The sequence below is a fragment of the Enterobacter mori LMG 25706 genome, assembly GCF_000211415.1.
GTDB lineage: Bacteria > Pseudomonadota > Gammaproteobacteria > Enterobacterales > Enterobacteriaceae > Enterobacter > Enterobacter mori.
In genome coordinates this window covers 77,012-89,173 of sequence record NZ_GL890779.1, presented here as the reverse complement: position 1 = coordinate 89,173, position 12,162 = coordinate 77,012, and the positions used below count along the sequence as shown (strand labels likewise).

9 protein-coding genes are annotated in these 12,162 nt (G+C 60.4%); 8 read left to right on the top strand and 1 reads right to left on the bottom strand.

The features are described from left to right. Positions 1 to 374 precede the first annotated feature (374 nt). On the bottom strand, positions 375 to 1,205 hold the full coding sequence (locus ENTMO_RS0117800; RefSeq protein ID WP_010433913.1) for a MurR/RpiR family transcriptional regulator: 831 nt from the start codon (positions 1,203 to 1,205) through the stop codon (positions 375 to 377). Positions 1,206 to 1,496: 291 nt separating this feature from the next. On the opposite strand from ENTMO_RS0117800, the gene ENTMO_RS0117795 reads away from it, so the two are divergent. The 8 genes from ENTMO_RS0117795 to ENTMO_RS26705 all read left to right on the top strand — a co-directional run. Further along, positions 1,497 to 3,002: a CoA-acylating methylmalonate-semialdehyde dehydrogenase gene (locus ENTMO_RS0117795; RefSeq protein ID WP_010433910.1), complete on the top strand. Its 1,506-nt coding sequence runs from the start codon at positions 1,497 to 1,499 to the stop codon at positions 3,000 to 3,002. Between the two features lie 11 nt (positions 3,003 to 3,013). Further along, on the top strand, positions 3,014 to 4,939 hold the full coding sequence (iolD, locus tag ENTMO_RS0117790) for a 3D-(3,5/4)-trihydroxycyclohexane-1,2-dione acylhydrolase (decyclizing) (RefSeq protein WP_010433907.1): 1,926 nt from the start codon (positions 3,014 to 3,016) through the stop codon (positions 4,937 to 4,939). A 299-nt stretch (positions 4,940 to 5,238) separates the two neighbouring features. After that, positions 5,239 to 6,225 (top strand): inositol 2-dehydrogenase, encoded by a 987-nt coding sequence (gene iolG / locus ENTMO_RS0117785; RefSeq protein ID WP_010433904.1) that lies wholly within the window; start codon positions 5,239 to 5,241, stop codon positions 6,223 to 6,225. A gap of 31 nt (positions 6,226 to 6,256) precedes the next feature. Beyond that, positions 6,257 to 7,186 (top strand): substrate-binding domain-containing protein, encoded by a 930-nt coding sequence (locus ENTMO_RS0117780; protein ID WP_010433901.1) that lies wholly within the window; start codon positions 6,257 to 6,259, stop codon positions 7,184 to 7,186. A gap of 48 nt (positions 7,187 to 7,234) precedes the next feature. Continuing rightward, positions 7,235 to 8,782: a sugar ABC transporter ATP-binding protein gene (locus tag ENTMO_RS0117775; RefSeq protein WP_010433898.1), complete on the top strand. Its 1,548-nt coding sequence runs from the start codon at positions 7,235 to 7,237 to the stop codon at positions 8,780 to 8,782. Positions 8,783 to 8,793: 11 nt separating this feature from the next. Next, complete coding sequence (locus ENTMO_RS0117770) at positions 8,794 to 9,822, top strand: ABC transporter permease (RefSeq protein WP_010433895.1); 1,029 nt, start codon at positions 8,794 to 8,796, stop codon at positions 9,820 to 9,822. Between the two features lie 8 nt (positions 9,823 to 9,830). Beyond that, entirely contained in the window at positions 9,831 to 10,964 is a 1,134-nt protein-coding gene (locus ENTMO_RS0117765) for a Gfo/Idh/MocA family protein (RefSeq protein WP_010433892.1), read from the top strand. 12 nt (positions 10,965 to 10,976) lie between these two features. Next, positions 10,977 to 12,162, top strand: a 1,186-nt coding sequence (locus ENTMO_RS26705; protein ID WP_010433887.1) for a bifunctional 5-dehydro-2-deoxygluconokinase/5-dehydro-2-deoxyphosphogluconate aldolase, incomplete at its 3' end; no start/stop codon positions are given.

The following is a 12,162-nucleotide window of genomic DNA, read 5'->3' as shown; positions in this document are numbered from 1 at the left end:
AATAATTAAAGCACAATTCTAATTGATGCTGAACAAGTTTTAGCTAATGCTTTCATAAATTTTTTATTGTATTTATCTAATGCTCTTTGCTCTTTTTAGATTACAATTTTTATCCAATCGTCGTATAAAAAAAAGCAAAAATAAATACGATCCTTTCTTAGCTTATTGATATTTGAGAGGAAATCAATAGTAAACTATAGACATCGCATGATTCATCATTCGGTTAAGGTTGACCTGTGGAAATGACGGACTAAAAGATAATTTTATTCTTCGGTTTGATCGTTCCTGTTTAGTATACCAATGACTGTAGACATAATGATAATTGATACTTCACCATGTCCAAAACTCCAAGTCATCACATATGGGTGAAATGATTATTTCCCTTCACCCAACCTATACGCCAGCGCCACCACCAGCGACTGCACCAGGCACAGCGTTGCCGACTGAGACCGGAACGCATCCACCTGCGCCTCTTTCACCACAAAGCAAAGATCGCTAAACGTCGCCAGCGGGCTTATCTGGCTGTCCGTAATCACAATCTGCCGCGCGCCGACGCTGGCGGCGGTTTCGCTCACCATCACCGTCTCTTCCGCGTATGGCGAGAAGCTGATCGACACCACAATGTCGCGCGCCTTGATGCGACTGATCTGCTCGCGCAGCATGCCGCCCATGCCGTCGAGCAGGATAGGGCGACACTCGAGGTGGCTCAGGGCGTAGGTGAGGTAGGCCGCGACGCTAAAGGAGCGGCGCAGTCCGGCAATGTAGATGGTGTCGGCGTCGGTCAGCAGCTGTACCGCGCGCTCCAGCATCTCCGGTTCGGCGCGGGCGGCCAGCTGCTGAAGCGCCTGCGCGTTTGAACGGGCGAATTCCTGCAGGATATCGAGCGGTGTCTCCGGCACGGCCTCGCTCTCCATTTCGCGGAACAGCCGGGCGCGGTCGCTGTAGCTGGCTGTCTCTTCTACCAGGTTCATGCGAAACAGCTGTTTCATTTCGTTGAAGCCGGTGAAGTCAAAGGCGTTGGCAAAGCGGATCAGCGTCGAGGGCGGCACGTCGGCGCGCTCGGCAATGACGGCAACCGTATCAAAGGCCACGCTGTTGGTGTTATCCAGCACGTAGCGGGAGACCTGCTGCAGCCTCTTGCTCAGGCTATCGTAGCGATCGCGGATTTGCTGCTGCAGTTCGTTCAGGCTGGTTGCTGTCGTCATCTTATCCCCCAAATACAGTCTTATGATTCTAAACGCAAAACCGCGTCTTTTAAATGTCGGCCATCCATCTGGCAGCAAAAATGAAACAGAAACTTCAGTCATTTCCTCGCCCGAAATTCCTTAATAGCGCACGCGGCGTCAGTGTTGTTGGCTGTTAACATAAAAATCCATCCTTGATCACAATAATCATCATTTATTTTATTTCAACTTAAAATGGAATATTTGTTTCATATATAGTGTTCTGTACACAGTGTTCAGTCACAGTCACGTATCAACAGCGAGAGGTTAAGGATGGAGACGGTAGCGAATTTTATTCACGGCGAATGTGTCACCGGTTCAGGCCAGCGCGTTCAGGCGATCTTCAACCCGGCCACCGGCGAGCAGATCCGCCAGGTGGTGATGAGTACGGTGCAGGAAACCGAACAGGCCATTGCCGCCGCGCAGCAGGCGTTTCCGGCGTGGGCGCGCCATGCTCCGCTTAAGCGCGCGCGCGTGATGTTCCGCTTCAAGGCGCTGCTGGAAGAGAACATGGAGCGACTGGCCCGTATCATCAGCGAAGAGCACGGCAAAGTCTTCTCCGACGCGGTGGGCGAACTGACCCGCGGCCTGGAAGTGGTGGAGTTTGCCTGCGGCATCCCGCATCTGCAAAAGGGCGAACACTCGGCGAGCGTCGGTGCCGGCGTCGACAGCCACTCGCTGATGCAGCCGCTTGGGGTCTGCGTCGGGATCACGCCGTTTAACTTCCCGGCGATGGTGCCGATGTGGATGTTCCCGATTGCGCTGGCTACCGGCAACACCTTCGTGCTGAAACCGTCGGAAAAAGATCCTTCTCTGGCGCTCGCGCTGGCGCAGCTGCTGAAAGAGGCTGGCCTGCCCGACGGCGTGTTCAACGTGGTGCAGGGCGATAAAGAGTCCGTTGACGTGCTCCTGACCGACCCGCGCGTGCAGGCGGTGAGCTTTGTCGGCTCCACGCCGATTGCGGAATACATTTACCAGACCGCGTCCGCCCACGGTAAGCGCTGTCAGGCGCTGGGCGGTGCGAAAAACCACTGCATTCTGATGCCGGACGCCGATATGGAGATGGCGACCAACGCCATCATGGGCGCGGCCTATGGCGCGGCGGGCGAGCGCTGCATGGCACTCTCGGTGGTGCTGGCGGTGGGGGATAAAACCGCCGATGACCTCTGCACCCGGCTGGAAAAACAGATTGCCGCGCTGCGCGTTGGGCCGGGTCTGGACCAGACGCCGGAAAACGAAATGGGGCCGCTTATCTCCTCCGCGCACCGCAGCAAGGTGCTGGGCTATATCGACAGCGGGGAAGCGCAGGGAGCGAAACTTCGCGTGGACGGTCGCGGCTTCAGCGTGAAGGGGCACGAGCAGGGCTACTTCGTCGGGCCGACGCTGTTCGATAACGTCACCCCGGAGATGACCATCTATAAAGAAGAAATTTTCGGCCCGGTGCTTTCTGTGGTGCGCGTAGCAGATTACGCCAGCGCGGTGGATCTGATTAACCGCCATGAATATGGTAATGGCTCAGCGATCTTCACCCGCGACGGCGGCTGCGCGCGCCGCTTCTGTGAAGAAGTGCAGGCGGGCATGGTGGGGGTCAACGTGCCGATCCCGGTGCCGATGGCATTCCACAGCTTCGGCGGCTGGAAGCGCTCGATATTTGGCGCGCTCAACGTCCACGGCAACGACGGCGTGCGCTTCTACACCCGAATGAAAACCATCACCGCGCGCTGGCCGGAAATGCAGCAGGAGACAGGCGCTGCGTTCTCCATGCCGACGCTGGGCTGACAGGAGGTTTTATGCAAACCGAACGTATTACCATGGCCCAGGCGCTGGTCCGGTTCCTGAATCAACAGTACGTCAGCGTGGATGGCAACGAAACGCCCTTCGTGGAGGGCGTCGCCACCATCTTTGGGCACGGCAACGTGCTCGGTATAGGCCAGGCGCTGGAGCAGGACCCGGGCCATCTGCAGGTGATGCAGGGCTGCAACGAGCAGGGCATCGCCCATATGGCGACGGGATTCGCCAAACAGCACCGGCGTCAGCGTATTTTTGCCGTCACTTCCTCCGTCGGGCCGGGGGCCGCCAATATGGTGACCGCCGCGGCCACCGCCACGGCGAACCGCATCCCGCTGCTGCTGTTGCCGGGCGATATCTACGCCAGCCGCCAGCCGGACCCGGTGCTGCAGCAGATCGAGCAGTATCACGACCTCAGCATCAGCACCAACGACTGCTTCCGTCCGGTCTCCCGCTACTGGGACCGCATTAACCGCCCCGAGCAACTGATGAGCGCCATGCTAAGCGCGATGCGAACGCTTACTGACCCCGCCAATACCGGCGCGGTGACCATCTGCCTGCCCCAGGACGTGCAGGGGGAGGCCTGGGACTATCCGCTGAGCTTCTTCGCGCGTCGCGTGCACCACATCGAGCGCCGTCCGCCTGACCCGCAGCGTCTGGCGCAGGCGCGGGCGATAATCGCCCGCAAGCGTCGTCCGCTGGTGGTGTGCGGCGGCGGCGTGCGCTATTCCGGCGCGCATGAGGCGTTTCGCGAATTTGTCGAGACGCTGCGGCTGCCGTTTGCCGAAACCCAGGCCGGAAAGGGGGCGCTGGTAAGTGACCACCCACTTAACCTGGGCGGCGTAGGGGTGACGGGGGGAATGGCCGCCAACCAGCTCGCGCCACAGGCGGATTTAGTGATTGGCGTCGGCACGCGCCTGACCGACTTTACTACCGGCTCCAAGGCGCTCTTTTCCCTCCCGGACGTCGAATTCCTGCTGCTGAACGTGGCCGAGTTCGACGCCCTGAAGCTGGACGCCACCGCGCTGGTTGCCGATGCCCAAACCGGGCTCCAGGCATTAACCCACGCGCTCGGCGATTATCGCAGCGGCTGGGGAGAGGCGATCGCCGAGGCGAAATCCGCCTGGCGCGACGAGTGCCGTCGCCTGTGGGATCGCCAGTGGCGTCCTGACGATGCGCCCGAAGTGGCGGGGCATCTGGATGCGCAGTTAGCGGAATACGGCGAGACGCTCAACACCCGCCTGACCCAGACGCGGGTGCTGGGGCTGATCAACCAGCATGTTGAAGATAACGCCATCGTGGTGGGCGCGGCCGGTTCGCTGCCAGGGGATTTACAGCGCCTCTGGCAGGTCAAAACGCCGGACAGCTATCACCTGGAGTACGGCTACTCCTGCATGGGCTACGAGATTGCGGCAGCCATCGGCGCGAAGCTCGCCAGGCCAGAGCAGCCGGTGTACGCCATGGTGGGGGATGGCTCCTACATGATGCTGCACTCCGAGCTGCAAACCGCGGTGCAGGAGGGCATTAAGGTCACCGTTCTGCTGTTTGATAACGCAAGCTTCGGCTGCATTAACAACCTGCAGATGGGGCACGGCATGGGCAGCTTTGGCACGGAAAACCGTCGGCGCAACCCGGAAACCGGGCGGCTTGACGGGCCGCTGGTGAAGGTCGACTTTGCGCAAAACGCACAAAGCTACGGCTGCCGCGCGTGGCGGGTGAACGATGAGCAAAGCCTGCTGGCGGCGCTGGAGGCGTCACGCGCGCATCCGGGCCCGACGCTGCTGGACATCAAGGTGCTGCCGAAGACTATGACCCACGATTACGCCTCATGGTGGCGAACCGGTGATGCGCAGGTGGCGGCGTCGTCTGCCGTGCGCGAAGCCGCCGAGCAAACGCAGGTACAGGTGAAAAAAGCCCGTCAGTATTAAGTTTTTCCATCGTAACGAAATTTTCATTTCATTTCCCCTCACCCTAACCCTCTCCCCAAAGGGGAGAGGGGATGGTTCGGTGCGGCCTTTTCTCCCTCGCCCCTTTGGGGAGAGGGCCGGGGTGAGGGGGCTTCTGTACGTCTTTCCATGTTGTGAGATTGATAACAAAATTTATCTCATTCATCTCAAAAGTGTTAACCCACACTCAAAAACATAATTTTCACTATTTATAAAAATGAAATAAATGTTTTATTTATAGGGTCGTTAGTTCACAGCATTCACCAACACCGGGAGCCGTTATGTTTAACATTGCTTTACTGGGCGCTGGCCGAATTGGCCAGGTACATGCAGCTAACATCGCCAGCCACGGCGCGACCACGCTCTGGTCCGTGGTTGACCCCAATCAGGAATTTGCCACCCGTCTCGCCGCGCAGTATCAGGCCCGCCAGCAGAGCCTGGATGAGGCGATGACCGACCCTAACGTTCATGCCGTGCTGATCGCCTCCGCGACCGATACCCACGCGGACCTCATTGAAATGGCCGCCCGCCACGGCAAGGCCATCTTCTGTGAAAAGCCGGTACACCTCGATCTCGCCCGCGTGCGCGACTGCCTGAAAGTGGTTAAAGAGTACGACGTGCCGCTTTTCATTGGCTTTAACCGCCGCTTTGACCCGCAGTTCCGCCGCGTGAAAACCGACGCGCAGGCCGGGCGCATCGGCAAGCCGGAATCGCTGCTGATCATCTCCCGCGACCCGTCCCCGCCGCCTGCTGAGTACGTACGCGTTTCCGGCGGCATGTTCCGCGATATGACCATTCATGACTTTGACATGGCACGCTTCATCATGGGCGAAGAGCCGGTGTCGGTGTATGCCCAGGGCAGTAACCTGGTGGATCCGGCGATTGGCGAGGCGGGGGATATCGATACCGCGTTTATCGTTCTGAAATATGCCTCCGGCGCGGGGGCGACCATCGTTAACAGCCGCCGTTCATCTTACGGCTACGACCAGCGCCTGGAGCTGCATGGCTCCGAAGGGCTGCTGTGCGCGGGCAACATCCTTGAAAACCAGGTGCAGCACTACGGCAAACAGGGCTGCACCAGCGCGCTGCCGGAACACTTCTTCCTGCAGCGCTACAAATCCGCTTACGCCGCGGAATGGGAACACTTTGTTGCGGTCCTGCGCGGCGAAGCGGTGCCTGACTGCAGCGGCGATGATGGTGAACGTGCGCTGTACCTCGCGGATAAAGCGCTGGAGTCGCTGCGCAGCCAGCGCGAGATCGTCCTCTAAACACAACAACCCTACACAGAGAGACATAATAATGAAAAAACTGATCGTAGCCGCCCTCATCGCCATGACGTCCGGGGCCGCCCTCGCCGAAAACGAGCAAATTGTTTTCAGTACGCCAAACCTGGCCATGCCGTTTGAAGTTCACATGCAGCGCACGGCGGTGAAAGCCGCAAAAGAGATGGGCGTGAAGCTTCAGGTGCTGGACGGGCAGGGCAGCTCACCGAAGCAGGTGGCTGACCTGGAAAACGCCATCACCCGCGGGGCGCAGGGCTTTATCGTCTCCCCGAACGACGTGAACGCGGTCTCCAGCGCGGTGGATGAAATTCAGGATGCGAAACTGCCGATCGTCACCCTCGACCGCTCCGTCGATAGCCAGAAGAAAGTGCCGCACTTCGGCGCCAACAACTACAAGGGCGGCCAGGCGGTTGGCGACTTCGTTAAAACCAAATTCCCCAACGGCGCGGACATCATTCTCCTCACCGGCCAGCCGGGTTCTTCCTCCAATATTGAACGCACCAAAGGGATCCGCGACAGCCTGAAGTCGGGTGGGGATAAATACAAGATCGTCGCCGATCAGACCGGGAACTGGATGCGTTCGGAAGGGATGCGCATTGTGGAAAGCGTGCTGCCTTCGCTGCCGAAGCGCCCGCAGGTGATCCTCTCAGCCAACGACGATATGGCGCTGGGCGCGATTGAAGCGCTGCAGAGCCAGGGCGTGAAGCCGGGCGAGATCCTCGTGACCGGCTTCGATGCGGTGCCGGAAGCATTGGCCCGCGTGCGCGACGGCTGGCTGGCGGTAACGGCGGATCAGCGCCCGGGCTTTGCGGTGCAGACGGCGATGAGCCAGCTGGTGGCCAACGTGCGCGAGAAAAAAGCCATTACCGGGGCCGACTATCCTCCGACGCTTATCACCAAAGAGAACCTGCAGCAGGCTGAGCGTATCGGTGAGGCCGGTAACTAATATGTCCCGAGCCGCCTTTGGCGGCTCATCATGAGGAGGAGCAGACTGATGTCGCAACCCTTACTGAAAGTGACCGACCTGGCAAAAAGCTTTTCCGGCGTCTGGGCGCTGAGCAGCGCTCAGCTGACCGTCGGCAGCGGAGAAATTCACGCCCTGCTGGGGGAAAACGGGGCGGGGAAATCTACGCTGCTGAAGGCGCTCGCGGGCGCGCAGCCGCAAACGCGCGGGGATATCTGGTTCAACGGCGAAACGCTGCCGGTGGACGACTCCCCGGTGGAGCGCCAGAACAAGGGCATTATTACCATCTATCAGGAATTCAACCTTCTGCCCAACATGACCGTCGCGGAAAACATGTTTCTCGGGCGCGAGCCGCGTAAACGTAACCTGATCGTCGACGAAAAGGCGGTAAACCAGGAGGCGCAGGTCATCCTCGATTACCTGCAGCTGAACGTTGCGCCGACCACGCCTGTCGCCCGCCTGAGCGTCGCCCAGCAGCAGATGGTGGAGATCGCCCGGGCGCTGACCCTCAACGCCCGGTTAATCATTATGGACGAACCGTCCGCCGCGCTGAGCGACAGCGAGGTGGAAAGCCTGCACCGCGTGGTGCGGGAGCTTAAAAACCGCGGCGTGAGCATTATTTACGTTACCCACCGTCTGCACGAAGTTTTCCAGCTCTGCGATCGCTTCACCGTTTTCCAGGACGGCCGTTTCACCGGCACCGGCGCGGTGGCGGAGACCAACGTAGAACAGCTGATCCGCCTGATGGTCGGACGCGACGTGGCCTTTAACCGTCGTCCCGCCAGCGAAACGCATCATGAAGATAAACCCGTCCGCCTGGCGGTGAAGGGACTGAGTCGCGAAAAGCCGCCGCTGGATCCGCACGGCATCGCCCTGCACGACATCAGTTTCCACGTCCACGCCGGGGAGGTCCTGGGCATTGCCGGGCTGGTGGGCGCGGGACGTACCGAAGTGGCCCGCTGCCTGTTTGGCGCTGATGCGTTTACCTCGGGGAGCTTTGAGCTGGACGGCGTGCCGTACCAGCCGCGCGATCCGCTGTATGCCCTCGACCACGGTGTGGCGCTGGTGCCGGAAGATCGTAAAAAAGAGGGGGCGGTGCTGGGGCTGTCGATTCGCGACAACCTGTCGCTCTCCTGCCTCTCCTCGCTGCTGCAGTGGCGCTGGTTTGTGAACACCCGCAAAGAGGACGATCTGATTGAGTCCTACCGCCAGGCGCTGCAGATCAAAATGGTCAACAGCGCGCAGGAGGTGCGCAAGCTATCCGGCGGCAACCAGCAAAAAGTGATCCTCGCGCGCTGTATGGCGCTCAATCCACGGGTGCTGATCGTCGATGAGCCGACGCGCGGCATCGACGTGGGGACCAAATCGGAAGTGCACCAGGTGCTGTTTGACATGGCGAAAAAGGGCGTAGCGGTGATCGTGATCTCCTCCGATCTGCCTGAAGTGATGGCGGTGTCTGACCGGATCATCACCCTCAGCGAAGGCCGGGTGACTGGCGTGATCCACGGTGACGACGCTAACGAAGAACGGCTGATGACGATGATGGCCATCAACCACAACGCCCTGAACGCGGCATAACGGAGTTTCTCATGACGCAGATGATTTCTAAAACGCAGGCCCCGGTCAAACGCGCCGGACGCATCGATCCCATCGCCTTCTTCGAGCGATTCGGGGTGCTGATTTTCATGATCCTGCTGCTGATCTTCTTCCAGTCGCAGAACAGCAACTTTTTCTCTGAACGCAATATTTTCAACATCCTGACCGAAGTGTCCATCTACGGGATCATGGCCGTGGGGATGACCTTCGTCATTCTGACCGCCGGGATCGACCTCTCCGTGGGCTCCATTCTGGCGGTATGCGCCATGACCGCGGCGTACGTGATCAAAGGCGACAACTTCACCACCGTCGACCCGAACGCCTGGGGCGGCATGAGTTGGCTAATCGGGCTGGGGATTTGTCTGGCCATGGGCACGGCGATTGGCTTCCTGCACGGTCTGGGCGTCACCCGCCTGCGCCTGCCGCCGTTTATCGTCACCCTCGGTGGGATGACCATCTGGCGCGGCCTGACGCTGGTGATTAACGACGGTGCGCCGATCGCCGGTTTCGACCCTGGCTACCGCTGGTGGGGACGCGGGGAGCTGCTCGGCATCTCTATTCCGATCTGGATCTTCGCCATCGTCGCCATTGGCGGTTATCTGGCGCTGCATAAAACCCGCTGGGGCCGCTTCGTCTACGCCATCGGCGGCAACCCAGAGGCGGCACGCCTGGCGGGGGTGAACGTCAAGCGTGTGCTGGTCAGCGTCTACGTGCTGATTGGCTGTCTGGCGGGTCTGGCAGGCTTCATCCTGAGCGCGCGTCTGGGAAGCGCCGAGGCGGTAGCCGGGATCTCCTTTGAGCTGCGCGTTATTGCCTCGGTGGTGATTGGCGGCACCTCGCTGATGGGCGGCTATGGGCGCATCGGCGGCACCATTATCGGCTCCATCATCATGGGCATTCTGATTAACGGCCTGGTGCTGATGAACGTCTCGGCCTACTACCAGCAAATTATCACCGGATTAATTATCGTTCTGGCGGTGGCATTCGATACCTATGCCAAAAGCCGTCGCGGCGCACTGTGAGGATCACGATGAAAGAGGTTCGTATTGGATTGATTGGCACCGGGTATATCGGCAAGGCACATGCCATCGCCTATGCCCAGGCCCCGACGGTGTTCAACCTGCGCGGCAGGCTGGTGCGCGAGATGGTGGCGGAAGTCACGCCGGAGCTGGCGGCAGCGCGCGCGCAGGCGTTTGGCTTCAACCGCTCCACCGGGGACTGGCGGGCGCTGGTAGCCGACCCGGCCATTGACGTGGTGGATATTTGTTCACCCAACCATCTGCATAAAGAGATGGCGCTGGAGGCGATCCGCCACGGCAAGCACGTCTACTCGGAGAAGCCGCTGGCGCTTAATGCCCACGACGCGCGCGAGATGGTCGACGCCGCGAAGCGGGCCGGGGTGAAAACGCTGGTGGGGTTCAACTACATGAAGAACCCGACGGCACAGTTGGCGAAGGAGATTATCGCCCGCGGCGAGATTGGCGAGGTGATCCACTTCTACGGCACCCACAACGAAGACTATATGGCCGACCCGCTGTCGCCCATTCACTGGCACTGTTTTAAAGAGACCGCCGGGCTGGGCGCGCTGGGCGACCTTGCGGCGCACATCGTCAATATGGCCCAGTACCTGGTGGGGGATATCGAGCAGGTCTGCGGCGATCTGAAGATCGTGGTCCCGGCGCGCCCGGCAAAGGCCGGATCGTCAGAGATGATCGCCGTCGAAAACGAGGATCAGGCCCACGCGATGGTGCGCTTCGCGGGCGGGGCGCAGGGCGTCATTGAAACCTCCCGCGTCGCCTGCGGCCGCAAGATGGGGCTGTCGTATGTCATTACCGGAACGAAGGGCGCCATCAGTTTTACCCAGGAACGCATGGCGGAGCTGAAGCTCTATCTGCATGACGATCCGGTGAACCGTCAGGGGTTCCGCACGCTGCTCGTTGGCCCAGCGCACCCGGACTACGCCGCGTTCTGCATGGGGGCGGGACACGGGATTGGCTTTAACGATCAAAAAACGGTGGAGGTGCGCGACCTGGTGGACGGGATTGCCGCCGACGCGCCGATGTGGCCGGACTTCGAAGAGGGCTGGAAAGTGTCTCGCGTGCTGGACGCGATTGCACTCTCGCACCGGGAAGGCCGCTGGCTGAACGTGAACGACATTGTCTGATGAGGTATTAACGTGGAAAAGCAGTTTGATGTGATATGCATGGGCCGCGTGGCGGTAGACCTCTACAGTCAGCAGATTGGTGCCCGTCTGGAGGATGCGTCGAGCTTCGCCAAATATCTCGGCGGCTCGTCCGGCAACGTGGCGTACGGCACCGCGCGTCAGGGTTTACGTTCGTCGATGCTGGCGCGCGTCGGCGATGAACATATGGGCCGCTTCCTGCGGGAAGAGCTCAACCAGGTGGGCTGCGATACCCACCATCTGATTACTGATAAAGACCGCCTCACGGCGCTGGTGTTACTCGGCATTAAAGACCGGGACACCTTTCCTCTGATTTTTTATCGCGATAACTGCGCGGATATGGCGATTACCGCCAGCGATGTGGACGAAAGTTACATTGCCTCCGCTCGTTGTCTTGCCATCACCGGGACGCATCTTTCTCATCCGCAGACCCGCGAGGCGGTGCTGACGGCGCTGGGCTATGCCCGCCGTCACGGCGTGCGCACGGTGCTGGACATCGATTATCGTCCGGTGCTGTGGGGGCTGACCGCCTTAGGCGACGGCGAAACGCGCTTTATCGCCGCCGATAAGGTCACCCGCGAGCTGCAGGAGGTGCGGCACCTCTTCGACGTTATTGTTGGCACCGAAGAGGAGTTTCACATTGCGGGCGGCAGCACGGATACCCTGCAGGCGCTGGAGCAGGTGCGCGCCGTCAGTGACGCAACGCTGGTCTGCAAACGCGGCGCGCTCGGCTGCTCGGTCTACACAGACGCCATTCCGCCCCGTCTGGACGACGGCCTGACGGTGACCGGCGTGCGCGTGGAGGTGCTGAACGTCCTTGGGGCGGGGGACGCGTTTATGTCCGGCCTGCTGCGCGGCTACCTGAACGACGAGGGCTGGGAGCAGGCGTGCCGCTACGCCAACGCCTGCGGTGCGCTGGTGGTCTCGCGCCACGGCTGCGCCCCGGCGATGCCGAGCAAAATCGAGCTGGATGACTATCTCTCCCGCGCTGCGGATGTACCGCGCCCGGATCTCGACCCGCGTCTTAACCATCTCCACCGGGTGACCACCCGCCGCCGCGAGTGGCCGGAGCTGTGCGTAATGGCCTTCGACCACCGCAGCCAGCTTGAGGATATGGCGATGCAGTGCGGCGCGTCGCTTAAGCGCATTCCGGCGCTGAAGCAGCTGATCCTGCAGGCCA

What these genes read in the sequence shown, in the direction of transcription:
- ENTMO_RS0117800 (WP_010433913.1), bottom strand. Translation starts at nt 1,205, where the DNA reads ATGACGACAGCAACCAGCCTGAACGAACTGCAGCAGCAAATCCGCGAT.
- ENTMO_RS0117795 (WP_010433910.1), top strand. Translation starts at nt 1,497, where the DNA reads ATGGAGACGGTAGCGAATTTTATTCACGGCGAATGTGTCACCGGTTCA.
- iolD (WP_010433907.1), top strand. Translation starts at nt 3,014, where the DNA reads ATGCAAACCGAACGTATTACCATGGCCCAGGCGCTGGTCCGGTTCCTG.
- iolG (WP_010433904.1), top strand. Translation starts at nt 5,239, where the DNA reads ATGTTTAACATTGCTTTACTGGGCGCTGGCCGAATTGGCCAGGTACAT.
- ENTMO_RS0117780 (WP_010433901.1), top strand. Translation starts at nt 6,257, where the DNA reads ATGAAAAAACTGATCGTAGCCGCCCTCATCGCCATGACGTCCGGGGCC.
- ENTMO_RS0117775 (WP_010433898.1), top strand. Translation starts at nt 7,235, where the DNA reads ATGTCGCAACCCTTACTGAAAGTGACCGACCTGGCAAAAAGCTTTTCC.
- ENTMO_RS0117770 (WP_010433895.1), top strand. Translation starts at nt 8,794, where the DNA reads ATGACGCAGATGATTTCTAAAACGCAGGCCCCGGTCAAACGCGCCGGA.
- ENTMO_RS0117765 (WP_010433892.1), top strand. Translation starts at nt 9,831, where the DNA reads ATGAAAGAGGTTCGTATTGGATTGATTGGCACCGGGTATATCGGCAAG.